Here is a 24,563-nt window from a genome sequence, read left to right as displayed (position 1 = left end):
GAGCATCAGGTACAATTCCCGGCTATTTTTCAGCGGGCAATCTGCCTGCAGCCTTTTTGAGTGTTGATCCGTGAGTGATTTGAGTCATATCCGCAATTTCTCCATCATCGCCCACATTGACCATGGTAAGTCGACGCTGGCCGATCGATTCATCCAGATGTGCGGCGGCCTTGCCGAGCGTGAAATGGAAGCCCAGGTCCTGGACTCCATGGACCTCGAACGCGAGCGCGGGATCACCATCAAGGCCCACAGCGTTACCCTGTACTACACCGCCAAAGACGGTATCAAGTACCAGCTGAACTTCATTGACACCCCGGGCCACGTCGACTTCACCTACGAAGTCAGCCGTTCCCTGGCCGCCTGCGAAGGCGCGCTGTTGGTAGTGGACGCGGGGCAGGGCGTTGAAGCCCAGTCCGTGGCCAACTGCTACACCGCGATCGAGCAGGGCCTGGAAGTCATGCCGGTGCTGAACAAGATCGACCTGCCACAGGCCGATCCGGACCGTGTGAAGGAAGAAATCGAAAAAATCATCGGCATTGACGCCACCGACGCTGTCGAGTGCAGCGCCAAGACCGGCCTGGGTGTCGACGAAGTGCTCGAGCGCCTGGTCAAGACCATTCCTGCGCCAACCGGTAACTACGAAGATCCGCTGCAAGCGTTGATCATCGACTCCTGGTTCGACAACTACCTGGGCGTTGTGTCCCTGGTACGCGTGCGCCATGGCCGGGTGAAGAAGGGCGACAAGATCCTGGTCAAGTCCACCGGCAAGATCCACCTGGTGGACAGCGTCGGTGTATTCAACCCCAAGCACACCGCTACCACTGATCTGAAAGCCGGTGAAGTAGGCTTCATCATCGCCGGTATCAAGGACATCCACGGTGCGCCGGTCGGTGACACCCTGACCTTGAGCTCGACGCCTGATGTTGACGTGCTGCCAGGCTTCAAGCGCATCCAGCCCCAGGTCTACGCCGGCCTGTTCCCGGTCAGCTCCGATGACTTCGAGGATTTCCGCGAAGCCCTGCAAAAGCTGACCCTCAACGACTCGTCGTTGCAGTACACCCCGGAAAGCTCCGACGCCCTGGGCTTCGGCTTCCGCTGCGGGTTCCTGGGCATGCTGCACATGGAAATCATCCAGGAGCGCCTGGAGCGCGAGTACGACCTGGACCTGATCACCACCGCGCCAACCGTTATTTTTGAGCTGGCGCTGAAAACCGGTGAAACGATTTACGTCGACAACCCGTCCAAGCTGCCGGATCTGTCGTCGATCGAAGACATGCGCGAACCGATCGTGCGCGCCAATATTCTTGTGCCGCAGGAGCACCTGGGCAACGTCATTACCCTGTGTATCGAAAAGCGTGGCGTGCAGCACGACATGCTGTTCCTCGGTACCCAGGTCCAAGTGACCTACGATTTGCCGATGAACGAAGTGGTCCTGGACTTCTTTGACCGTCTCAAATCCACCAGTCGCGGCTATGCTTCGCTGGATTACCATTTCGACCGTTATCAATCGGCCAATCTGGTGAAGCTCGATGTGCTGATCAACGGCGACAAGGTCGATGCCCTGGCGCTGATCGTGCACAAGGATAATGCGCACTACAAAGGTCGCCAGTTGACCGAGAAGATGAAGGAACTGATTCCGCGCCAGATGTTCGACGTTGCGATCCAGGCCGCCATTGGCGGGCAGATCATTGCGCGGACCTCCGTCAAGGCTCTCAGAAAGAACGTACTGGCCAAATGCTATGGCGGCGACGTCAGCCGTAAGCGCAAGCTGCTTGAGAAGCAAAAGGCCGGTAAAAAACGCATGAAGCAAGTGGGTAACGTGGAAATTCCACAAGAAGCCTTCCTTGCGGTGCTCAGGTTGGATAGTTAGGTCCTATGTCACTAAATTTCCCGCTGTTGCTGGTCATCGCCGTTGCCGTCTGTGGCTTCCTGGCGCTGCTCGATCTGCTGTTCTTCGCCCCGCGTCGCCGGGCGGCCATCGCGTCCTATCAGGGCAGCGTCAGCCAGCCCGATGGCGTGGTGATCGAGAAGCTGAACAAAGAGCCCCTGCTGGTTGAATACGGCAAGTCGTTCTTCCCGGTGTTGTTCATCGTGCTGGTGCTGCGCTCGTTTCTGGTAGAGCCGTTCCAGATTCCTTCGGGTTCGATGAAGCCAACCCTGGATGTGGGCGACTTTATCCTGGTGAACAAGTTTTCCTACGGGATCCGCTTGCCGGTGATCGACAAGAAAATCATCGAGGTGGGTGATCCGCAGCGCGGCGATGTGATGGTGTTCCGCTACCCAAGCGACCCGAACGTCAACTACATCAAGCGTGTGGTCGGCCTGCCGGGTGACGTGATTCGCTACACCAGCGACAAACGCCTGTTCGTCAATGGCGAGTCGGTGGCTGAGAAACTCATCGGTGCCGAGCCGAATACCCTGGGCAGCGCCGAGCTGTACGAGGAAAAACTCGGGGCGGTAGAGCACCAGATCCGCAAGGAAATGAGCCGCTACCGTTCGCCGCCCGACAACCAGTGGACCGTGCCTGCCGGGCACTACTTCATGATGGGCGACAACCGCGACAACTCCAACGACAGCCGCTACTGGGATGATCCAAGCATTCCCAAGGAGCTGCTGGGCATGGTTCCGGACCAGAATATCGTCGGCAAGGCCTTCGCGGTCTGGATGAGCTGGCCCGAACCCAAACTCAGCCACCTGCCGAACTTCTCGCGGGTGGGGCTGATCAAGTAATCCATGCGGCGCTGTGAACACAGCGCCGAATGCTTTTCTGGGGCTTGGACATTGGTCCGGCCTCGAGCGATACGCAGCATTGCCAGGATTTGAATTTGAACACAGCGTTAATCGTCGATGGCCTTTGCCGCCACGTACTGAAAGTAGGTAAACCGTGAGCGTTTCTTTGAGTCGTCTTGAGCGTCAGCTCGGCTACACCTTCAAGGACCAGGAATTGATGGTCCTTGCCCTCACACATCGCAGTTTTGCCGGGCGCAACAATGAACGCCTGGAATTCCTCGGTGATGCCATTCTCAACTTCGCCGCGGGCGAAGCCTTGTTCAACCGCTTCCCCCTGGCCCGTGAAGGCCAGCTGTCGCGCCTGCGCGCGCGCCTGGTGAAAGGCGAGACCCTGGCCGTATTGGCCCGTGGTTTTGACCTGGGCGAGTACCTGCGCCTGGGGTCCGGCGAGTTGAAAAGCGGCGGTTTCCGTCGCGAGTCGATCCTGGCCGATGCCCTGGAAGCCCTGATCGGCGCGATCTATCTCGATGCCGGGATGGAAGTGGCCAAGGAGCGGGTCATGGCCTGGCTGGCGTCGGAAATCGACAGCCTGACCCTGGTGGATACCAACAAGGATCCCAAGACCCGCCTGCAGGAATTTTTGCAGTCGCGCGGCTGTGAACTGCCACGCTACGAAGTGGTGGATATCCAGGGTGAGCCGCATTGCCGTGTGTTCTTCGTCGAATGCGAAGTCACCTTATTGAACGAAAAAAGCCGAGGTCAGGGTGTGAGCCGTCGTATTGCCGAACAGGTAGCGGCCGCTGCAGCACTGATTGCCCTGGGCGTGGAGAATGGCCATGACTGATTCAACCGCAACACGCTGTGGCTATGTTGCCATCGTCGGCCGTCCCAACGTGGGCAAGTCCACGCTGCTCAACCACATCCTCGGGCAGAAGCTGGCGATCACCTCGCGCAAGCCGCAGACCACCCGCCACAACATGCTGGGCATCAAGACCGAAGGCAACGTGCAAGCGGTCTATGTCGATACCCCAGGCATGCACAAAGGTGGCGAGAAAGCCCTGAACCGCTACATGAACAAGACCGCTTCGGCGGCGTTGAAAGACGTCGACGTGGTGATCTTCGTGGTTGACCGCACCAAGTGGACCGATGAAGACCAGATGGTCCTCGAGCGTGTGCAGTACGTCACCGGCCCTTTGATCGTCGCGCTGAACAAGACCGACCGCATCGAAGACAAAGCCGAGCTGATGCCGCACCTGAGCTGGTTGCAGGAACAACTGCCGAACGCCCAGATCATGCCGATCTCGGCCCAGCACGGGCACAACCTCGAAGCCCTGGAGCGGGTGATCGCCGGCTACCTGCCGGAGAACGAGCACTTCTTCCCGGAAGACCAGATTACCGACCGCAGCAGCCGCTTCCTCGCCGCTGAACTGGTACGCGAGAAAATCATGCGCCAGATGGGCGCCGAACTGCCGTACCAGATCACCGTGGAAATCGAAGAGTTCAAGCAGCAGGGCAAGACCCTGCATATCCATGCGCTGATCCTCGTCGAACGTGACGGCCAGAAGAAAATCATCATTGGCGACAAGGGCGAGCGCATCAAGCGCATCGGCACCGAGGCGCGCAAGGACATGGAATTGCTGTTCGATTCCAAGATCATGCTTAACCTGTGGGTGAAGGTTAAGGGTGGCTGGTCCGATGATGAGCGTGCACTGCGCTCCCTGGGCTACGGCGACCTGTAATCAGCCTTTAGTAACACCGCAGGACAAAATGTGGGAGCGGGCTTGCTCGCGAATGCAATGGATCAGTCACCAGATGCTTTGGCTGACCCACCGCATTCGCGAGCAAGCCCGCTCCCACATTGGATAGTCGTTGTTTTCCAGACCGTGTTCCCGCAGCGAGAACCCCATGTCCCCAACCCCACCCCCCAGCCAACCCGCCTACGTCCTGCACAGCCGCGCCTACCGCGAGACCAGCGCCCTGGTGGACTTCCTCACGCCCCAGGGCCGGCTGCGCGCGGTGTTGCGCAGTGCGCGGGGCAAGGCGGGCACGCTGGCGCGGCCATTCGTGGCCCTGGACGTGGAGTTTCGCGGCAAGGGCGAGCTGAAAAACGTCGGCCGCCTGGAAAGCATCGGCACCTCGGCCTGGCTCAATGGCGAGGCGCTGTTCAGCGGCCTCTACCTCAATGAACTGCTGATCCGCCTGCTGCCCGCCGAAGACCCCCACCCCGCAGTGTTCGATCACTACGCTGCGACCTTGCTGGCCCTGGCCGAAGGCCGCCCCCTGGAGCCGCTGTTGCGTGCTTTCGAGTGGCGTCTGCTCGACGACCTGGGCTACGGTTTTGAACTGAGCAACGACCTGCACGGCGAGCCCATCGCCAGCGACGGCATGTACCGCCTGCAGGTGGATGCCGGCCTGGAGCGCGTCTACCTGCTGCAACCCGGCCTGTTCCAGGGCACCGAGTTGCTGGCCATGGCCGACGCCGACTGGAGCGCCCCCGGTGCCTTGTCTGCGGCCAAGCGCCTGATGCGCCAGGCCCTGGCCGTGCATCTGGGCGGTCGGCCGCTGGTCAGTCGCGAGTTGTTTCGAAAGCCCTGACATCCCCGTGTATGCTGTGCGCCGATTCTTTCCCTTTTCAGGAGCGCTTCCGTGACCACCAGCAATCGCATTCTTCTTGGCGTCAACATCGACCACGTCGCCACCCTGCGCCAGGCCCGGGGCACTCGCTACCCTGATCCGGTCAAGGCCGCGCTGGATGCCGAAGAAGCCGGCGCCGATGGGATCACCGTGCACCTGCGCGAAGACCGCCGGCACATCCAGGAGCGCGACGTACTGGTGCTCAAGGACGTGCTGCAAACGCGCATGAACTTCGAAATGGGCATCACCGAAGAAATGATGGCCTTCGCCGAGCGCATCCGTCCGGCGCATATCTGCCTGGTCCCGGAAACCCGCCAGGAACTCACCACCGAAGGCGGCCTGGATGTCGCCGGCCAGGAAGCGCGGATCAAGGCGGCGGTCGAGCGCCTGTCGCAGATCGGCAGTGAAGTCTCGCTGTTTATCGACGCCGACGAACGGCAGATCGAAGCCTCGCGCCGCGTGGGCGCCCCGGCCATCGAGTTGCACACCGGCCGCTACGCCGATGCCACCACCCCCACCGAAGTGGCCGAAGAACTGCAGCGCATCATCGACGGCGTGGCCTGTGGCCTGCGCGAGGGCCTGATCGTCAACGCCGGCCATGGCCTGCACTACCACAACGTCGAAGCCGTGGCGGCGATCAAGGGCATCAACGAACTGAACATCGGCCACGCGCTGGTGGCGCACGCGCTGTTCGTCGGTTTCAAAGGAGCGGTTGCCGAAATGAAAGCGCTGATCCTGGCTGCCGCCAAGCCCTAATCAACGCCAAAGATTCAACGTGGCGCGGGCTTGTGTGGGAGCGGGCTTGCCCGCGATAAGGGCGTTTCAGTCGATACCTCTATTGACTGACACAGCGCTATCGCGGGCAAACCCGCTCCCACACAAGCTTGCTCCCACATAAGGCCTTTCCCACATGCGGCAATGCGAAGCCTTACTGTTTAGCCGGCAGGGGTGTATCGTATTTGCCCTTTGCGGGCCTTGGGCCTGCGCAGATTTGTGAGGTTGTTGTGTCCCGATCCTTTTCCCGTCGACAAATCCTTGGTGGCCTCGTCGGCCTGGCAGTCGTGGGTGTCGGTGCCGGTGGCGCCTATCGCTACTGGCTGGGGAAAGTCGCGGACGCCAGCGCCGGGCGCGATTACGAGTTGATCGCCGCACCGTTGGACGTGGAACTGGTGCCGGGACACAAGACCGAGGCTTGGGCCTTTGGCCCTTCGGCGCCGGGCACCGAGTTGCGCGTACGCCAGGGCGAATGGCTGCGGGTGCGCTTTATCAACCATCTGCCGGTTGCCACCACCATCCACTGGCACGGCATCCGCCTGCCCCTGGAAATGGACGGCGTGCCCTACGTCTCGCAACTGCCGGTATTGCCCGGTGAGTATTTCGACTACCAGTTCCGCGTGCCGGATGCCGGCAGCTACTGGTATCACCCCCATGTCAGCAGCAGCGAAGAACTGGGTCGTGGCCTGGTCGGCCCGTTGATTGTCGAAGAGCGCGAGCCCACCGGCTTCCAGCACGAACGCACCCTGAGCCTGAAAAACTGGCATATCGACGAGCAGGGTGAATTTGTCGAGTTCAGCATCCCCCGCGAAGCAGCCCGTGGCGGTACGGCCGGGCGCCTGTCGACCATCAACGGTGTGCCGCAGGCGGTCATCGACCTGCCTGCCGGGCAAATCACCCGGGTGCGCCTGCTCAACCTCGACAACACCCTGACCTATCGCCTGAATATCCCCAACGTCGAGGCGCAGATCTACGCGCTGGACGGCAACCCCATCGAGCCACGGCCCCTGGGCAAGGAATACTGGCTGGGCCCGGGCATGCGCATCTGCCTGGCAATCAAGGCCCCGCCGGCCGGCGAAGAGCTGTCGATCCGCAATGGCCCGGTGCGTCTGGGCACCTTCCGCTCGGTGGCCAACACCGACGCCCCCGGCGAGTGGCCACCGGCGTTGCCGGCCAACCCGATTGCCGAGCCCGACCTGGCGAATGCCGAGAAACTCAACTTCAATTTCGAATGGGTCGGCTCGGTCTCGGTCGATGTCGAAAACAGGCCGCCGAGCCTGTGGCAGATCAACGGCCAGGCCTGGGATATCACCGACAAGACCTGCGCCGACCGCCCGATTGCCAAGCTCGAGTTGGGCAAGAGCTATATTTTCGAACTGAAGAACATGACCCAGTACCAGCACCCGATCCACCTGCATGGCATGAGTTTCAAGGTCATCGCCTCGAACCGGCACAAAGTCACACCGTACTTCACCGACACCTACCTGCTGGGCAAGAACGAGCGCGCTCGCGTGGCGTTGGTGGCGGATAACCCTGGGGTGTGGATGTTCCACTGCCATGTGATCGACCATATGGAAACCGGCCTGATGGCCGCCATCGAGGTGGCGTGATGCGCCAGATACGCCCGACGGCGATTATCGACCGCAGCCGCGACCAGGACTTTATGCGCGAAGCCCTGGCCCTCGCCGCCCAGGGCGCGGCCCTCGGCGAAGTGCCGGTGGGTGCGGTGCTGGTGCAGGACGGCGAAATCATCGGGCGCGGCTTCAACTGCCCGATCAGCGGCAGCGACCCCAGCGCCCACGCCGAGATGGTCGCCATCCGCGCGGCGGCCCAGGCCGTCAGCAACTACCGCCTGCCGGGCAGCACCCTGTATGTGACCCTGGAGCCGTGCAGCATGTGCGCCGGGCTGATCGTCCACTCGCGCATCGCGCGGGTGGTGTACGGCGCGCTGGAGCCCAAGGCGGGGATTGTGCAAAGCCAGGGGCAATTCTTTACCCAGGGCTTTCTCAATCATCGGGTGATGTATGAAGGCGGGGTGCTGGCCGAGGAGTGCGGAGCGGTGTTGAGTGAGTTCTTCAAGGCGCGCCGGGCTAAACCCTGACCTCAATGTGAGAACCAGATCAATGTGGGAGCAGGCAAGCCAGCTCCCACATTTTTGATCTGTATTTTCTCAGGGCGATTGGGGGTTACTTCTTGGCGATGATCACCGCGCGCATCGGCGCCGGCAGCCCTTCAATCGTCTTGCTGTGATCCTCAGGATCGAGGAAGTCACTCAGGGACTGATACTTCATCCACTCTGTCCCGCGTTGTTCCTCGACCGTGGTCACGCTCACATCCACGCAGCGCACCTCAGTGAAGCCGGCACGCCGCAGCCATAGCATCAGCGCCGGCACCGAGGGCAGGAACCACACATTGCGCATCTGCGCGTAACGGTCTTCCGGCACCAGTACCTGTTGTTGATCGCCCTCGATCACCAGCGTTTCCAGCACCAGTTCGCCGCCCTTGACCAGGCAATCCTTGAGCGCCAACAAATGCTCGATCGGCGAGCGGCGGTGGTAAAACACGCCCATGGAGAACACCGTGTCAAAACCTTCCATGTTCGGCGGCAGGTCTTCGAACGGGAAGGGCAGGTGCCAGGCGTTGGGCGCCGACAGGTAGCGCTGCACCGCCTGGAACTGGCAGAAGAACAACCAGTTGGGGTCCACGCCAATCACACTGTCGGCGCCGGCGCCGAGCATGCGCCACATGTAGTAGCCGTTGCCACAGCCCACATCGAGGATGCGCTTGCCCGCAAGGTTCAGGTGCGGCGCGACCCGCGACCATTTCCAGTCCGAGCGCCATTCGGTGTCCACGTGCACCCCGAACAGGTTGAACGGGCCTTTGCGCCACGGGCTCAGGCCCATCAGCGCGGCATGCATCTGCTCACGGGTTGTGTCATCGCAATCGGTGTCGAGGGTCAGGCCGTTCAGCAGGTCGACTTCGCTTGGCAGGATCTTGGGCAGCGCATCCAGCGCACTTTGCCAGCGCGCCAGGTCGCCATGGCCCTTTTCCATTTTTGCATCGAGTTGTGCTTGCAGGCCCTGGGCCCACACGGCCAGGGGAGTGCCGACCAGATGGCGGGCGAGGGGGGACAGATCAATCATGGCAAGGCAATCAACGAGGCAAAGTTAAGACACTGGAACCACGGCACGACTTTCGAGAACCCGGCCGCCAGCAGGCGTTCGCGGTGTTCTTCGAGGCTGTCGGGCTTCATGACGTTTTCGATGGCGCTGCGCTTCTGGGCGATTTCCAGTTCGCTGTAGCCGTTGGCGCGTTTGAACGCTACGTGCAGATCGGTGAGCAATGCATGTTCTTCGGGATCATTGAAGCGCAGTTTTTCCGAGAGAATCAGCGCGCCACCGGGCAGCAGCGATTGGCGAATCCGCCCGAGCAAGGCCAGGCGCTCCTCGGGGGCGATAAATTGCAGGGTGAAATTCAGCGCCACCACCGAGGCCGGCTGGAACTCTAGGGCGAGGATATCGCCTTCGATCACCTCCACCGGCAGCAGCTCCTGGAACATCGAGTCCTGGCCGTTGAGGTATTCGCGGCAGCGCTCGACCATCGCCGCCGAGTTATCCACAGCGATCACCCGGCAACCGTCGGTGCGCACGTGGCGACGCAGGGCCTGGGTCACCGCGCCCAGGGACGAACCCAGGTCGTACAGCACGCTGCCCGGCTGGGCAAACTGCGCCGCCAGCACGCCGAGGTTCTCGACAATCGTCGGGTAACCGGGCACCGAGCGCTTGATCATGTCCGGGAACACCCGCACCACGTCCTCGTTAAAGGCGAAGTCCGGCACCTGGGGCAAGGGCTGGGCGAATAGGCGATCGGGTTCTTTGCTCACGGCTGTTCCGGCGACGAAGTGGAAAAGGCCGGCATTTTAGCCAACTTGGCCGAGCGATGCGCGCCTTCTCTGATCTGTGGCGAGCGGGCTTGTTGTGGCGAGCGGGCTTGCCCGCGCTGGATTGCGCAGCAGTCCCATCTAGGGGGCCGCTGCGCGCCCCAACGCGGGCAAGCCCGCTCGCCACAGGGGGAGTCAGGTCAGGGGCGTGCGGCGCGGCTGGGAAAAGGCCGATGCGGTGATGCCCCACTGTCCCAACCAGTAGGTGATGATCAACAGGTACGGTGCGGCATCGAAGGTCACCACAAAGCGGTTGATGCCGATCAGCGTGTCGGAAAACACAAACAACGCCGCGCCGACGGCCGCCAACTGCGCCGAGCGCTTGGGTACGTCGCTGCCCAGGCGCGCCAGTGCACGCCAGAGCATGGCGCTGATCACCAGCGCATACACCACCACCGGAATCAGCAAGTCGCCCAGGCCGTGGGATATCAGGATGCTCAACAGGATCGCCCCAACCCCCAGGGCCAAGGCCAGCGGCAACAGGGCCGGGCGCCGGCAGTCGCTGAAGTAGGCTTTGAGATACGCCAGGTGCGCGAACAAAAACGCGCCCAGGCCGAAGATAAACAGGTCGCCGGGCCAGGCCAGCAACACATCGCCCACCACGGAGAAGATCAACCCCAGGCTGATCCAGCGTCGATAGTCACTGGGCGGCGCATCATGCAGCCAACCCAACAGCGCCAGTACCGGCAGCGGCTTGACCAACAGGCACAGCAAGGTGGCATGCGTGCTCAGACCGTAGATAAAGGTACCCGCACCCATCAACGCAAGAATCATCCATGGCATATCAGTTCACCGTAATGGCGCAGTCAAAGGTGTCCACCGGATTCACTTCCGGGGCCCAGGGTTGTTGGGAGGTCAGGCGCAGGCGGCCAGTGCCTGCGGTAAAGGCCTGGAAGCGCCAGGTGGATTGCCCGGCGGCACCCACTACGCCGGCGTCCTCGGGGTTGCTGTAGACCTCGGGGCCGAGGCTGCGCAGCACGCCGCCGGCCGAATCCTGGATCGCCCAGCGATAACCGGTGGTGGGGTTGCTCGGCAAGGTCAGGGTCAGGTTTTGCCCGGCCTTGAGCTTGAGCGGGCAGGCGCTCTGTTTTTCGACGGTGACGTTTTGCTTCGGTGCACTGGCGCAAGCCGCGAGCAGGGCGAGGCTTAGCGGAAGAAGCAGGCGGGCAGCGGTCATGAAGGCTCCGTTTATTGGCGACGAAGGGCGAGCATAACCGAAGATGAGACAAGGTGTTACAGCAGGGTTTTGTGTTGAGGCGGCTGACGCCATCGCGGGCAAGCCCGCTCCCACACTTGAATGTGTTCACATATCAAAATGTGGGAGATTCTATGGTTTTGGGGAAGCCCCCAAAACCGCTTTTGACTGGTATTCGCTCAGGTTTTTCATGAGCGAAAAGGCGATGCGCGCCAGCTTGCGGCCAATGATGACCAGGGCTTGAGTCGTTTTCAGGCCCCTGGCTAGATAACCCTCGTATAAAGGTTTCCAGGCTTCTGACCTGATACCTGCTGACGCCGCGTTATGCAGCAATCTGCGTATCTCTGAATCTCCCTTCTTGCTCAATGAGCGGCGTCCGCTCATTTGCCCGGAATCGGATACTCTCAAGTCCATTCCCAAGAACGCGATGTAAGCGTCAGCACTTTCAAATTCTCCTCGCTGAAACGCCATTACCAGGGCAACCGCTGTCAGAAAACCAATGCCCTCGACGGCTTGGCAGCGCTTGACCTGATGCAAAAGCCCCGCCTCAGTAACAGCATCTAATATCCTTTTCTCAATGAGCCCCTCATGCCTATCAAGACACGCTGAAATGCTCTTGGACGAGGCCTTGAGTGATGGCTCGCCCGCCCAGCTCTGATTCAGTGCAACACGCATTTTCACCAGCGCTGCGCGTCGACGCAGCAAGCTTTGAAGCTTGGTATAAATCTTCGGCGGCGGATTCCAGGCGCGTAAATCAGCCTGTTCATTCTTCAAGTAGCGAGCCAGCAACTGCGCATCACTGAAGTCTGTTTTAGCGCGACCACCTGTGCCTTTGCGGTAATGGCTAAGGCGATATCCATCAATCACGTAAACGATATGGCCCATCGAATGAGCCAAGTTGACGGTATCCACGTGATAGATATTGGTGGCTTCAATTGCGATGGCGCTGCCCGCAGGCAAAGACTTCAGCCATGCCTTCAGCTCGCTTTTCTTGTTCGATACGATCTTTGTTTCAGCAGTTTCACTTTGATAAACAACTACTTCGGCTTTAGCGACATCCACTCCAATGATTGATTGCGAGACAGTCATTGCCATGAGAAAAGCTCCGGGTTAGGGTTTACGGGCTTGTCGGGGCTTCACCGTTGCGCTGGCTTGCTTCTATCGTCGGTCATGGCCGATGCATTCCTTATCGGCGCTTTGGTGAAGGGGTGGGACGAAGTCTCCCACGGTCTGTACTGGCTAGAGTCAGATGCTGGCTTTTAGTCCCACCACCCCTACAAGTCTAACCATACAAGCGGGCTTGCCCGCGATGAGGCCAGTGCCAACGCTACAGATCTATCAGAACAACACCTTCGCCACATCCGCAAAGCGCTTGGCAAAGTGCACCGTCATGCCTTCCTTGAGGTACTCCGGCAATTCTTCAAAGCTGCCCCGGTTGGGCTCCGGCAGGATCAGTTCATGGATCTTCTGGCGCCGCGCCGCAATCACCTTCTCGCGCACGCCACCAATCGGCAGTACGTGCCCGGTCAGGGTCAGTTCGCCGGTCATGGCCACGCCTTTTTTCGGCGGCTGGTTGCGCGCCAGCGAGAGCAGCGCACTGGCCATGGTCACCCCGGCACTCGGGCCGTCCTTGGGCGTGGCGCCTTCCGGCACGTGCAGGTGCACGAAGGCTTCGTCGAAGAACTTCGGGTCACCGCCAAACGACTTCAGGTTGGAGCTGATGTAGCTATAGGCGATTTCGGCGGATTCCTTCATCACTTCACCCAACTGCCCGGTGAGCTTGAACCCACGATTGAGCGTGTGGATACGCGTCGCCTCGATCGGCAAGGTCGCGCCGCCCATGCTGGTCCAGGCCAGGCCGGTGATGACACCCGTGCCCGACAGTACCTGCTCGTTGCGGAACACCGGCATGCCCAGGGAGCTTTCCAGGTCCTTGTTGCCGATCTTGATCACCGAGTCCGGCTCATCCAGCAGCTTGACCACCGCCTTGCGCACCAGCTTGCCCAGTTGCTTCTCCAACTGGCGCACCCCGGCTTCACGGGCATAGCCGTCGATCAGCGCGCGCAGGGCGCCATCGGTGATGCTCAGGCTGTTCTTGGCCACGCCGGCTTTTTCCAACTGCTTTGGCCACAGGTGACGCTTGGCAATGGCGACTTTTTCTTCGGTGATATAGCCCGACAGGCGAATCACTTCCATACGGTCCAGCAACGGGCCGGGGATCGAGTCCAGGGTGTTGGCGGTGCACACGAACAGCACTTTGGACAGGTCCAGGCGCAGGTCCAGGTAGTGATCGAGGAATTCGACGTTCTGTTCCGGGTCGAGGGTCTCCAGCAGGGCCGACGCCGGGTCGCCCTGGTAGCTCTGGCCCATCTTGTCGATCTCGTCGAGCATGATCACCGGGTTCATCACCTCCACATCCTTGAGCGCCTGCACCAGCTTGCCCGGCAGGGCGCCGATGTAGGTGCGGCGATGGCCCTTGATTTCGGCCTCGTCGCGCATGCCGCCGACGCTGAAACGGTAGAACGGCCGCCCCAGAGACTCGGCGATGGATTTGCCGACGCTGGTTTTGCCCACACCCGGCGGGCCTACCAACAGCACGATGGAACCGGCGACTTCGCCTTTATAGGCGCCGACCGCGAGGAACTCGAGGATGCGACTCTTGATGTCGTCCAGCCCCGCATGGTGTTTATCCAGGACTTTGCGTGCGTGTTTGAGGTCGAGTTTGTCCTCGCCATACACGCCCCACGGCACCGAGGTCGCCCAGTCCAGGTAGTTACGCGTGACCGCGTATTCCGGCGAGCCGGTTTCGAGGATCGACAGCTTGTTCAGCTCTTCATCAATGCGTTTCTGCGCCTGGGCCGGCAGCACCTTGCCTTCCAGGCGCTGCTCGAACTGTTCGACGTCGGCGCTGCGATCGTCCTTGGTCAGCCCCAGCTCCTGCTGGATCACCTTGAGTTGTTCCTTGAGGAAAAACTCGCGCTGGTGCTCGCCGATCTTGCGGTTCACCTCGGCGGAGATTTCCTTTTGCAGGCGCGCGACTTCCACCTCTTTGCGCAGCATCGGCAACACTTTTTCCATGCGCTTGAGCATTGGCACGCAGTCCAGCACTTCCTGCAACTCGTTACCGGTGGCCGAGGTCAGCGCGGCGGCGAAGTCGGTCAGGGGCGACGGGTCGTTGGGGCTGAAGCGGTTGAGGTAGTTCTTCAGCTCTTCGCTGTACAGCGGGTTGAGCGGCAGCAGTTCCTTGATCGCATTGATCAGGGCCATGCCGTAGGCCTTGACCTCATCGGTCGGCTCGCTGGGCTGGTGCGGGTATTCGACCTCCACCAGATACGGTGGGCGGTGGTGCTTGAGCCAGGTCTTGATGCGCACGCGGGTCAGGCCCTGGGCAACGAACTGCAGCTTGCCGTTTTCGCGGCTGGCGTGATGCACCTTGACCAGGGTGCCGTACAACGGCAGGGCAGAGGTATCGAAATGCCGCGGGTCTTCGGGCGGCGTGTCCATGAAGAACAGCGCCAGGGAGTGGTGGTCGGATTTGCTCACCAGCTCCAGGGTCTCGGCCCAGGGCTCTTCATTGACGATCACCGGCAACACTTGCGCCGGGAAGAACGGCCGGTTGTGGATCGGGATGATATAGACCTTGTCCGGCAGATTTTGCCCAGGCAGGGCCAGGCCGGTGTTGGACGACGGAGTTTCAGCGTTTTCGGGGTCGGCGTAGTCGTTGAGGTCGATATCGGGGAATTCTTGCTGGTCGCTCATGGGGCACCTGCACAGTGAAGTATGGAGGTTAGATGGGGCAGGTGAGCGGTGGTTTCAATGGCCCGGCGTGGTTAGCAACAAATTGCATGACATTTACGACGTCACCGCAGTCCCCCTTCAGCAAATCGGTGGCGATTTTTGGGGTGCCTGCGCGGTTTAGACGGCGATCTGTCGTCAAAATAATGTCAGCCAACCTCCCGTATTTATTAGGTTTACTTCTGCCCGGCGAAGGCTAATCTGGGTTTTCCAAATGCCCGGTATGAACGGGCATTTATTTGACACCGGGCCGCCAGTCGCGAGGGATGCGTATGACAAAAGGGCGCTTGAGCTGGGGCGTGGGCACGCTGCCAGGAGGCAAGCGGATGAAATGGCGCCACGCCTTCCAGGCGCGGCTGGCGGGGGTGTTGGCGTTGCTGCTGCTGGTCGTGGTGGGCGCGGTGTATTTTGCCGTGAAAGTGGCCACCACCCGGGCCGTGGAAAATCAGGCCCTGGTGCAACTGGAGACCGGCAGCCGAGTGTTCGAGCGCCTGCTGGACCTGCGCGGGCGGCGCCTGCAATACGGCCTCGACTGGCTGACGGTGGACGAACAGTTCCGTCGCGCCGTCGCTGAGGGCCAGCCGGCGGCGATCCTCGCGGCCCTGCACCGGCAGGGCAGCGGCATCCGTTCCAGTGAGGTGTTTGTGCTGGGGCTGGATGGGCAGGTCATCGTCAGCACCCTGGCTGACGTGTCGGCGCAGCAAGTCTTTCCCTACGCCGAGGCGCTGCGTCAGGCTCGGCGCAATTCCCTGCAAATGCTCGTCGTCTCCCTGGCCGGCCAGCCTTTTTTGCTGGTCCAGGAAGATGTGCTGGACCCGCTGCCCATTGCGCGGGTGGTCATGGGCTTTTCCATGGATGAGGAGTTCGCCGCCGAGTTGCGCTCCCTGAGCAACCTGGAGGTGTCGTTCATGAGCGTGGACAAGGGCCAGCCGGGGGCCTTGTTCAGCACCCAGCCCGTGACCGATCGCCCGGCCATTATCGAGGCGCTACAGGCGTCGCCTCCCAGGGCGCTGGCACAAATGAGTGAGTTTCACGGCCAGCGTTTTCTCAGCCAGGTGCTGCCCCTGGCCAACACCGGCGATGGCGGGCAAGTCCTGGCCTTGCTGCAAAGCCCGCTGGACCACGCCCTGCAATCCTTTGCGCCGCTGGACCGGCAATTTCTCGGCATCGCCCTCGCGGCCCTGTTGGTCTCGCTGGTGGGTGCGCTGTTGATGGCGCGCCGCGTGTCGCGCCCGCTCGATGCCCTGGTGCAGGCAGCCGAGCGCATTGGTGGCGGGGATTACCGCACGCCAGTGGCGGTGCGCGGCAAGGATGAATTCGGCCTGCTGGCCCGTGCCTTCAATGCCATGCAAAGCGGCATCGCCGTGCGCGAGCGGCAACTGGCGCACAATGCCCTGCACGATGCGCTGACCGGCCTGCCCAACCGCGCCCTGGCCATGGAGCGCCTGGGCAGTGCGATCAGTGCGCGGCGCCCGGTTGTGTTGCTGTACCTGGGGATTGAAAACTACCGGGTGATCAACGAAGGCTTTGGCCCCCAAGGGGTCGAGGAAATGTTGCGCGAAGCCAGCCGCTGCCTGCTGTCGAGCCTGGCGGCCGGGGATTCGGCGGCGCGCATTACCGGCAGCGAATTTCTGGTACTGTTGGAAAACACCAAGCTCGACAGCGCCGTGGCCCGCGCCGACCGCCTGTACAGCCTGTTGACCGAGCCGCAGCGGGTGGGTGTCGATGAACTGCGCCACGAAGTGAGCATGGGCATTGCCGCCTACCCCGAAGATGGCCAGCAGGTCGAAGAACTGATCAGCCGCGCGGCCATTGCGCGCCACGATGCGGCCGCGCTGCCCGGCTATCTGCAGATCTATCAACAAGATCGCGACCTTGCCCATCAACGCCAGATCAGCCTGATCCGCGACCTGCGCCGCGCCGCCATCGAAGACGAATTGTTCCTGTGCTATCAACCCAAGCTCGACCTGCGCCACGGCTACGTGCGCCAGGCCGAGGCACTGTTGCGCTGGCAGCACCCGACCCTGGGCCTGGTGTCCCCCGTCGAATTCATCCCCCTGGCCGAACGCTCCGGCAGCATGGCCAGCCTGACCCACTGGGTGATCGAAGAGGCGATCCGCCAGTTGGCAGAGTGGAGCGTGCGCGGGCTGGAGGTGCAGCTGTCGCTGAACATTTCGGTGGACGACCTCGGCGACGAAGGGTTGGCGCCGCGGGTGACCGAACTGCTGGAATTGCACGGGGTGCTGGCCGGGCAGTTGATTTTCGAGATCACCGAAAGCGCGATCATGCACAACCCGGAACAGGCCTTGCGCATCCTCGAGCAACTGCGCGGCTGTGGCATCAGCCTGTCGGTGGACGACTTCGGCACGGGCTACTCGTCCCTGGCCCAGTTGCAGCGCCTGCCGGTGCAGGAGCTGAAGATCGACCAGTCCTTTGTGCGCAACCTCGACAGCACCAGTGGTGACGCGGTGATCGTGCGTTCGACCATCGAGATGAGCCACAACCTGGGGCTCAAGGTGGTGGCCGAAGGGGTGGAGTTCGAACCCAGCCTGAGGCTGCTCAAGCAATGGAATTGCGACACCGCCCAGGGCTACCTGATCAGCCGGCCGTTGAATGCCATGGCCTTTGAGATGTGGATGCGCCGGGATCGCAGTACGGTGTGACGGGGCCGGCGCGGTCAAAATGTGGGAGAGGGCTTGTGTGGGAGCAGGCAAGCCAGCTCCCACATTTGAGTTGTGTTTCAAATAAATAACCCCGGAATTCCGGGGTTTTTTTGTTGCCGCTGTCGCTTAATCCGCCAGCTTGAACGCCATCACATAGTCACCCTGCTTGGTTCCCAGGGAACCATGACCGCCCGCCACGACCAGCACGTACTGCTTGCCGTCCTTGCCGGTGTAGGTCATCGGGGTGGTTTGCGCGCCTGCAGGCAGGCGGCCTTCCCACAGTTGCTTGCCGTTTTTCACGTCATAGGCACGCAGGTACTGGTCGAGGGTACCGCTGAGGAAGGACACGCCACCGGCGGTGGTGAAGGCCCCGCCCAGGCTTGGCACACCCATGCTCAGGGGGATGGGCACTGGCGAGCTGTCACGCACGGTGCCGTTCTTGTGCATCCAGATGGTCTTGTTGTTGGTCAAGTCCACGGCGGCCACATAACCCCAGGCCGGTGCCTGGCATGGCAGGCCCATTGGCGAGAGCATGGCTTCCAGGACCACGCCATAAGGCGTGCCTTTGTTCGGCTGCACACCTTCGGTCTCGCTGACACGCGGGCCCATGGCGGCGATTTTTTCTGCCGGGATCATGGTCGACTTGAACGCCATGTAGCTTGGGTTGACGAAGGCAATCTGGCGCACCGGATCAACCGAGATGCCGCCCCAGTCGAACACGCCGAAGTTGCCGGGGTAAACGATCGAACCTTGCAGCGATGGCGGGGTGAACGGGCCATCGTAGCGCAGGGATTTGAAGTCGATCCGGCAGAGCATTTGGTCGAACGGGGTCACGCCCCACATGTCACGTTCCTTGAGGGGCGGTGGCATGAAGTTGAGGTCGGACTTGGGCTGGGTCGGCGAGGTGTGATCGCCTGCCACTGCGCCTTGCGGTACCGGGATTTCGTTGATCGGCACCACCGGCTCGCCCGTTGCACGGTCCAGCACGTAGATGCTGCCTTGCTTGGTCGAGGCCATCACGGCTTGCTTCACGCCGGCCGCTGTCTTGATGTCGATCAGGCTTGGCTGGCCGCCCACGTCCATGTCCCACAGGTCATGGTGGGTGAACTGGTAGTGCCAGCGCACTTTACCGGTGTCGATATCCAGGGCGGTCAGGCCGGCAGCGTGCAGCTCGGAAGCCGGGGTGCGGTAGCCACCGAACTGGTCCGGGGTCTGGTTGCCCATCGGCAGGTAGAGCATGCCGAGTTTTTCATCGACGGCGAACATCGACCACATGTTGGGCGAGTTGCGGGTGTAGGTCTTGCCTTCGGCAATCGGCGTGGTGTCGTCCGGGTTGCCGCTGTCCCAGTTCCACACCAGCTTGCCGGTGTGCACGTCGAACGCGCGGATTACGCCGCTTGGTTCGTCGGTGGAGACGTTATCGGTGACGTGACCGCCAATGACCACCAGGTTCTTGGTGATGGCGGGCGGCGAGGTGGAGTAGTAACCACCGGGGGCGAAGGTGCCAATGTTGGCGCCCAGGTCGACCTGGCCTTTGTCGCCGAAGTCTTCACACATCTTGCCGGTGTCGGCGTTCAGTGCGATCAGACGGGTGTCGGCGGTCGGCAGGAAAATGCGGCGCGGGCAGGCATTGGCGGCTGGCGTGGCGGCGCCGGTGGCCGGGCTTTGCTCGGTGGCGGCGTAGGCCGCGTCATCGTGATACGACACGCCACGGCAGGTCATATGCGCCCAACCCTTGAAGTTCTCGGCTTTCTGCGTCGAGAGCTTAGGGTCGAAACGCCAGATTTCCTTGCCGGTATCCGGATCAAGGGCAATCACCTGGCTGTGCGGTGTGCACACGTAGAGCATGCCGTTGACTTTCAGCGGGGTGTTTTCCGCAGTGGTTTCACCAGGGTCGCCCGGGCCAGGCAGGTCGCCGGTGCGATAAGTCCAGGCCGGCACCAGCTTGTGGGCATTTTCCGGGGTGATCTGCGCCAGCGGCGAGTAACGATCACCGAAACCCGAACGGCCATAGGAATTCCAGTCGCCATCGGCCTGGGCCGGCGCGGCATTGGTCATGCCCGGTACCGCGTCGCGGTCCAGTTGGCCCTTGATTTCACCGGGGTTGGTGAACTGGCTGGCCACGGCGGTTGCGCCGGCCAGTACCACGGCTACGCTCAGCGCGCCGGTGCCCAGCGGGGCGGGTTGGCCACGCAGCAGGGGACGGCGGAACCACGGCAGCAGCATGACGATGCCCAGGCCGAACAACAGGGCCAGGCGCGGCACCAGTTGCCACCAGTCCAGGCCGACTTCCCACAGAGCCCACACCGTACTGGCGAACAGCACCACAGCGTACAGGCCCAGCGCCGCGCGGCGCGTAGCCAGCAGCAGGACGCCGGTCAGAGTGATGCCGATACCGGCCAGCAGGTAGTACAGCGACCCGCCGAGCATGCTCAGCTTGATGCCCCCGGCCAACAAGGCCAGGCCCATGATCAGCAGCAAGATCCCCAGCAGCCTGGGCAGCAGGCGGCTTGGGCTTGAAGCACCATCAGTGCTCATAGTGTGATTCTCCATGACGTTTAAAGTAGTCCCGCGCTTGTTCACTGTAGATGACGTTTGCGCGCGGGCTTGGTTCAGGTCTCATTGCGTTTATTGCGATTCAGAAGGACGCTTGCAGCTTGATCCCGCCGACCAGCGCGTCATCCACCTGGGCAACGGCCCCCGGATGCCGGATGTATTGCAGGTTCGGGCGCACCGTCAGCCAGTTGCTGACATGCACGCCGTAATAGAGCTCGGCGCTGTATTCGGTGTCTTGCACCGGCAGGTAGGCGGCGTCGTCGAAGTCGTAGACCGCACGGGCCTGGTTGCTGGCCTGGGCGTTCTTGCGATAGGCCGGGTTGACGTGCACGCGGGCCACGGCAAAGCCGATATCGTCCTGGGCGCGGGCATCGAACGGGCCTTTGTAGACCACCCCGGCCTGCACATAGTTATCCACAGCGTTGGTCTTCTTATCGTGCATCGTCGCGTTGGCGAACACGCTCAAGCCACGGCTGTTGTCGCTGGCGAGGCGGGTGACCTGCTGCTGCACGCCCAGCCACACACCGTGCTTGCTGGAGGCACTGCGATAGGCCTCGCCACTGACGGCGGCGGGCTGGTCGTAGCGGTCCTTGTAGACATCGCTGGCCTTGGCGCTGCTGTAGTAGTAACCGGCGCGGTATTCGCCCGGCAGGCCATGGAACGTTGGCGTCCACACCAGCTCCACCGGCAGCAGGGCGCCCTGGGTGCCGCTGCCACTGAGCTTGAAGCCATTGCCGCGATCGAGGTTGGACGGGTTCTGTTCATAGGCGCCGACCTGCGCGTACAACTCGGGCGTCAGGTGGTATTTGACCCGCAGCGCCCATTGGCTCACGGGCCAGTTGTACCAGATGCCACCGACCCAGTTGCCCACCTGGGAGCCGCAGAACGCCAGGTTCTGGAAGTCACAGGGGAAGCTGTTGAAGTCTTCGCCTTCGCCAAAACGCCCAGCTTTGATATCCAGTTTTTGGTCGAAGAATTTCTGCTGGTACCACATCTGCGTCAGGCGCCAGGTCTGGCCACGGCCCCAGACTTCCTGGGACGAGGTAAAACCGCCGACCCGTGGGTCGTTGATGCGGTCATTGCTGATGTTATTGCCACTGCGCTCGGTGATCGTCAGTTGGAACTCGGCGTCGTGCCAGCCGAGGATCTTCTGCAGGTCCAGGTGGCTGCCGAAGGCCCATTGGTCGCTGTAGCGGGCGGTGCGGTCATGGTCCGAGCCGCCATGCAGGTTGCTGCCCATCTCGCCGGTGTAGTCGATCTTGAAGTCGTAGCCTTGTTGAGACAGCGCTGTCCGGGAACCGCCGAAATCACCCAGCATCCACGGTGACTCGCGGTCAAAGGCAGGGGCGGCCTGGGCACAGGTGATCAGGCACAAAGGCAGCAGCGCAGCGCACAGGCGCAGTGTTGGGAAAGCAGGCATAGGCAAGGGCAGGTCTTAATAGTTTTTGGTTTTAGTACGCAAACGGCGACCGGCAGGGCGGGCGCGCATCAGGTTTTTGGGTGGCAGATGAAACGTTTCAGGTTGTTGCCGACAAGGATAAAGCGCCGGCACGGGGAGAGAAAGGGCTAATCGCAAGATGGATTATTTCGGATTTGGTAACAGTCGGCGCAGAGACCGCAAAGCAGTGAGGGAGCTGGCTTGCCCGCTCCCACAGGGGATCTCGTTTACAGCACGGGTTTGGCTAGACCACACAACTTGATGTGGGAGCTGGCTTGCCTGCGATAGCGTTGGGTCAGCACCGGATAGGCTGGCTGACCCACCGCCATCGCGGGCAAGCCCGCTCCCACAGGGGGGGCTAGTTTGCAGTACGGGTTTGGCTAGACAACACAATTTGATGTGGGAGCTGGCTTGCCTGCGATAGCGTTGGGTCAGCACCGGAAAGGCTGGCTGACCCACCGCCATCGCGGGCAAGCCCGCTCCCACAGGGGGGGCTCGTTTGCAGTACGGGTTTGGCTAGACAACACAATTTGATGTGGGAGCTGGCTTGCCTGCGATAGCGTTGGGTCAGCACCGGAAAGGCTGGCTGACCCACCGCTATCGCGGGCAAGCCCGCTCCCACAAGGGAGCTTGTCTGCAGCACGAGTTTGGCTAGACAACACACAGCTCCCACAGGTTGAACATCCCTGTCTGTCAGAAGGTCGTGCGCAGGCCTACCTGCACGCTGCGCCCCGGTGCCGGTGCGATATCGCGCAGGATCGAGCTGGCGTAGCGCACGGTCTGGTTGGTCAGGTTCTCGCCGTCAACAAATGCCAGCCACTGGCTGCCACCCAGGTTGAAGCGATAGCCGGCGCTGGCGCCCAATGTGGTGTAGCCGTCGGTGCCGCTTTCGTTGTTCGGCACCCGACCCTGGCCAGCAGCATGCTCGACATCAATGCGCGCCTGCCAGCGATCCAGTTCCCACAGCAGGCCACTGTTCAGGCGCAGCGGCGCAATACGGGGCAGGGCTTCGCCGGTCTCCAGGTTGGTGGCGCGGGTGTAGTCGCCCGACAGTTCCAGGGCAAATTTGCCGTAGGCGCTTTCGCCAAGTTTCCAGTGATCCTGGGCTTCGAAGCCAACGAAACGTGCGCGTACGCCGGAGTAGGTGTATTCCGGGATGCCGTCGGCGTCTTCTTCGCCTTCGTCATTCAAGGTGCGACCGCTGTTCAGCAGGCCGATGTAGTTGGAGAAGTGGCTGTAGAACACGCCAAAACTGCCCTTGTGCGTGCCATTGTCAAAGCGCAGGGCCAGGTCGCTGGCCACGGCTTTTTCCTTGGACAACTTGGCGTCGCCCACTTCATAAGTGCCGGTGGCGACGTGGGCGCCGTTGGCGTACAGCTCGTAGAAGGTCGGCGCACGCTCGGTGTAGCCCAGGGTCGCGGCCAGCGACCAGATGGGCGTGAGGGTATACACCGCGCCCGATGACAGGCTGCCAGCGGTGAAGCTGCTGGAGGTGTTGGCATTGGCAAAGCGCTCGTTGCCCTTGCCGTCCGGGTCGACAGTGGTGTGTTCCAGGCGCCCGCCCAGGCTCAGTTTCAGGCGCTCGGTGGCCTGCATTTCTTCGAGGATAAACAGCGCGCCGGCATTGGTCTCGGTCTGCGGTACGAAGGCTTCCTCGCCCAGGGCGGAAAATTCGCTACGACTGACCTGGGCACCGACGATGCCGTCGAAAGGCCCCATCGGCTGGTGCCGTGCTTCGATGCGCGCCTCATAGCCTTTGTTCTTGAAGGTGGTACCGGTTTCGCCGCCTTCGATTTCCCGGTGTTCGTAATCGGTGTAGCCAGCGTCGAGTTTGACCGAGGTAAACGGCCCTTGCAGGTTGCGGATTTCGGACGCAAAGGCGTAATGCTCTTGCTGCATACGGATGCGCACATCCTGTTCGGCGGGCGAGCCGTAGTTGCTGTCGGAGTTGCTGTAGGACAGCCCGGCGTAACCGTCGTCCCAAGTGTAGGAACCGCCCACTGCGCCACTGTCCTGACGCCCATCGCTGTTGCCCAGGCGGCCGTTTTTGCCGGGGCCGTTTTCACTTTGCGGGGCATGGCGGCTGCGGGCGTAACCGGGGATTTTCAGGTCGTTGAATTGCCGTGCGCTGGCATCCAGGTGCAGGGCGAAGCGGCCGTTGCCGGCTTCCAGCTTACCGGCGCTGCTGCGGGTGGTGTCGGCGGCGCCGTAGCGCAACTCGCCCGCGCCATGGATGCCTTCGATGGCTTCGGTGGGGATGCGGTTGTCGAAGGTATTGACCACGCCGCCGATGGCGCTGCCGCCGTAGAGCAGGGCGGCCGGGCCACGGACGATCTCAATGCGCTCGACATTGACCGGGTCCAGCGGCACCGCATGGTCATAAGACAACGACGAGGCATCCAGCGCGCCGACGCCATTGCGCAGGATGCGGATGCGGTCGCCATCCTGGCCACGGATGATCGGGCGGCTGGCGCCAGGGCCAAAGTACGACGACGACACCCCCGGCTGCTTGTTCAGGGTTTCGCCAAGGCTGCCTTTTTGTTGCAGGGTCAGGTCATCGCCTTCCAGCACTGTGGTGGGCGAGGCCAGTTGTTGGCTGCCCAGCGGGTTGCCGGTGATGACTTGGGGTTGCAGTTCCAGGGCGTGGGCCTGGGTGCCGATCAGCAGGGCGGCGGCCAGCGGCGTCAGGCGCCAGAGAGGGGAGAGGGACATCGGGGGTTCCTTGGCAAAGCAGAGAAGGTTTGATATGAATGGTTACAATATAACATCTCTTTTTCGTCCGGGAAGCGGAACTTTTTCAACGGCTATAGTGAACACGGTGCTTCCGCCTGCCTGGCC

At 61.8% G+C, this 24,563-nt stretch carries 18 protein-coding genes; 9 read left to right on the top strand and 9 right to left on the bottom strand.

Translation table 11 applies throughout. From position 1 onward, the window contains the following. Window positions 1–70: 70 nt before the first annotated feature. The 8 genes from lepA to tadA all read left to right on the top strand — a co-directional run bounded on the left by lepA (window position 71) and on the right by tadA (window position 8,239). Entirely contained in the window at window positions 71–1,870 is a 1,800-nt protein-coding gene (lepA, locus tag HU773_RS22625) for a translation elongation factor 4 (RefSeq protein ID WP_003210439.1), read from the top strand. A 5-nt stretch (window positions 1,871–1,875) separates the two neighbouring features. Continuing rightward, window positions 1,876–2,730 carry a signal peptidase I gene (gene lepB, locus HU773_RS22620; protein WP_057438278.1) on the top strand — a complete coding sequence of 285 codons (855 nt, stop codon included), beginning with the start codon at window positions 1,876–1,878 and terminating at the stop codon, window positions 2,728–2,730. A 154-nt stretch (window positions 2,731–2,884) separates the two neighbouring features. Then, window positions 2,885–3,574, top strand: a complete 690-nt coding sequence (rnc, locus tag HU773_RS22615) for a ribonuclease III (protein ID WP_029297476.1) — start codon at window positions 2,885–2,887, stop codon at window positions 3,572–3,574. Next, window positions 3,567–4,469: a GTPase Era gene (era, locus tag HU773_RS22610; protein WP_029297473.1), complete on the top strand. Its 903-nt coding sequence runs from the start codon at window positions 3,567–3,569 to the stop codon at window positions 4,467–4,469. Before rnc ends, era begins: the two co-directional genes overlap by 8 nt. 166 nt (window positions 4,470–4,635) lie before the next feature. Next, window positions 4,636–5,325 (top strand): DNA repair protein RecO, encoded by a 690-nt coding sequence (recO, locus tag HU773_RS22605; protein WP_057438280.1) that lies wholly within the window; start codon window positions 4,636–4,638, stop codon window positions 5,323–5,325. 51 nt (window positions 5,326–5,376) lie between these two features. Further along, a complete protein-coding gene (pdxJ, locus tag HU773_RS22600; RefSeq protein ID WP_057438282.1) occupies window positions 5,377–6,120 on the top strand; it encodes a pyridoxine 5'-phosphate synthase in 744 nt (247 codons plus the stop codon). 248 nt (window positions 6,121–6,368) lie between these two features. Further along, entirely contained in the window at window positions 6,369–7,748 is a 1,380-nt protein-coding gene (locus HU773_RS22595) for a multicopper oxidase family protein (RefSeq protein WP_057438284.1), read from the top strand. Further along, window positions 7,748–8,239: a tRNA adenosine(34) deaminase TadA gene (gene tadA, locus HU773_RS22590; RefSeq protein ID WP_057958555.1), complete on the top strand. Its 492-nt coding sequence runs from the start codon at window positions 7,748–7,750 to the stop codon at window positions 8,237–8,239. Before HU773_RS22595 ends, tadA begins: the two co-directional genes overlap by 1 nt. 85 nt (window positions 8,240–8,324) lie before the next feature. On the opposite strand, the gene cmoB is transcribed toward tadA, so the two are convergent. From cmoB to lon, 6 genes are all read right to left on the bottom strand, one after another. Further along, complete coding sequence (gene cmoB, locus HU773_RS22585; protein ID WP_057958556.1) at window positions 8,325–9,281, bottom strand: tRNA 5-methoxyuridine(34)/uridine 5-oxyacetic acid(34) synthase CmoB; 957 nt, start codon at window positions 9,279–9,281, stop codon at window positions 8,325–8,327. Then, a complete protein-coding gene (cmoA, locus tag HU773_RS22580; RefSeq protein ID WP_057438290.1) occupies window positions 9,278–10,021 on the bottom strand; it encodes a carboxy-S-adenosyl-L-methionine synthase CmoA in 744 nt (247 codons plus the stop codon). Before cmoA ends, cmoB begins: the two co-directional genes overlap by 4 nt. Before the next feature lie 192 nt (window positions 10,022–10,213). Continuing rightward, a complete protein-coding gene (locus HU773_RS22575; RefSeq protein ID WP_057958557.1) occupies window positions 10,214–10,861 on the bottom strand; it encodes a lysoplasmalogenase in 648 nt (215 codons plus the stop codon). A gap of 1 nt (window position 10,862) precedes the next feature. Then, window positions 10,863–11,255 carry a protease inhibitor I42 family protein gene (locus HU773_RS22570; RefSeq protein ID WP_057438294.1) on the bottom strand — a complete coding sequence of 131 codons (393 nt, stop codon included), beginning with the start codon at window positions 11,253–11,255 and terminating at the stop codon, window positions 10,863–10,865. A gap of 150 nt (window positions 11,256–11,405) precedes the next feature. Next, on the bottom strand, window positions 11,406–12,368 hold the full coding sequence (locus HU773_RS22565; protein ID WP_076965387.1) for an IS110 family RNA-guided transposase: 963 nt from the start codon (window positions 12,366–12,368) through the stop codon (window positions 11,406–11,408). Between the two features lie 243 nt (window positions 12,369–12,611). After that, window positions 12,612–15,032, bottom strand: coding sequence for an endopeptidase La (lon, locus tag HU773_RS22560; protein ID WP_057438296.1), 2,421 nt, complete (start codon window positions 15,030–15,032; stop codon window positions 12,612–12,614). Window positions 15,033–15,394: 362 nt separating this feature from the next. Here lon and HU773_RS22555 point away from each other — a divergent pair, with 362 nt between their 5' ends. Further along, window positions 15,395–17,731, top strand: a complete 2,337-nt coding sequence (locus HU773_RS22555) for a putative bifunctional diguanylate cyclase/phosphodiesterase (protein WP_186625570.1) — start codon at window positions 15,395–15,397, stop codon at window positions 17,729–17,731. Window positions 17,732–17,857: 126 nt separating this feature from the next. Here HU773_RS22555 and HU773_RS22550 read toward each other — a convergent pair whose 3' ends face one another. From HU773_RS22550 to HU773_RS22540, 3 genes are all read right to left on the bottom strand, one after another. Further along, window positions 17,858–20,269 (bottom strand): glucose/quinate/shikimate family membrane-bound PQQ-dependent dehydrogenase, encoded by a 2,412-nt coding sequence (locus HU773_RS22550; protein WP_186625568.1) that lies wholly within the window; start codon window positions 20,267–20,269, stop codon window positions 17,858–17,860. Between the two features lie 100 nt (window positions 20,270–20,369). After that, window positions 20,370–21,707 carry a carbohydrate porin gene (locus HU773_RS22545; protein ID WP_115128925.1) on the bottom strand — a complete coding sequence of 446 codons (1,338 nt, stop codon included), beginning with the start codon at window positions 21,705–21,707 and terminating at the stop codon, window positions 20,370–20,372. Between the two features lie 711 nt (window positions 21,708–22,418). Next, on the bottom strand, window positions 22,419–24,437 hold the full coding sequence (locus HU773_RS22540) for a TonB-dependent receptor (RefSeq protein WP_186625566.1): 2,019 nt from the start codon (window positions 24,435–24,437) through the stop codon (window positions 22,419–22,421). Window positions 24,438–24,563: the final 126 nt, after the last annotated feature.

Source organism: Pseudomonas shahriarae (assembly GCF_014268455.2).
In the GTDB taxonomy this organism is placed as follows: domain Bacteria; phylum Pseudomonadota; class Gammaproteobacteria; order Pseudomonadales; family Pseudomonadaceae; genus Aquipseudomonas; species Aquipseudomonas shahriarae.
The sequence above is the reverse complement of the archived record's forward strand: the minus strand, read 5'-3'. Positions and strand labels throughout refer to the sequence as shown.

Coding starts and splice junctions, on each gene's coding strand:
- lepB (WP_057438278.1), top strand. CDS start 1,876: ATGTCACTAAATTTCCCGCTGTTGCTGGTCATCGCCGTTGCCGTCTGT.
- HU773_RS22570 (WP_057438294.1), bottom strand. CDS start 11,255: ATGACCGCTGCCCGCCTGCTTCTTCCGCTAAGCCTCGCCCTGCTCGCG.
- HU773_RS22575 (WP_057958557.1), bottom strand. CDS start 10,861: ATGCCATGGATGATTCTTGCGTTGATGGGTGCGGGTACCTTTATCTAC.
- recO (WP_057438280.1), top strand. CDS start 4,636: ATGTCCCCAACCCCACCCCCCAGCCAACCCGCCTACGTCCTGCACAGC.
- tadA (WP_057958555.1), top strand. CDS start 7,748: ATGCGCCAGATACGCCCGACGGCGATTATCGACCGCAGCCGCGACCAG.
- lon (WP_057438296.1), bottom strand. CDS start 15,032: ATGAGCGACCAGCAAGAATTCCCCGATATCGACCTCAACGACTACGCC.
- HU773_RS22545 (WP_115128925.1), bottom strand. CDS start 21,707: ATGCCTGCTTTCCCAACACTGCGCCTGTGCGCTGCGCTGCTGCCTTTG.
- cmoB (WP_057958556.1), bottom strand. CDS start 9,281: ATGATTGATCTGTCCCCCCTCGCCCGCCATCTGGTCGGCACTCCCCTG.
- HU773_RS22550 (WP_186625568.1), bottom strand. CDS start 20,269: ATGAGCACTGATGGTGCTTCAAGCCCAAGCCGCCTGCTGCCCAGGCTG.
- HU773_RS22555 (WP_186625570.1), top strand. CDS start 15,395: ATGAAATGGCGCCACGCCTTCCAGGCGCGGCTGGCGGGGGTGTTGGCG.
- HU773_RS22565 (WP_076965387.1), bottom strand. CDS start 12,368: ATGGCAATGACTGTCTCGCAATCAATCATTGGAGTGGATGTCGCTAAA.
- HU773_RS22540 (WP_186625566.1), bottom strand. CDS start 24,437: ATGTCCCTCTCCCCTCTCTGGCGCCTGACGCCGCTGGCCGCCGCCCTG.
- era (WP_029297473.1), top strand. CDS start 3,567: ATGACTGATTCAACCGCAACACGCTGTGGCTATGTTGCCATCGTCGGC.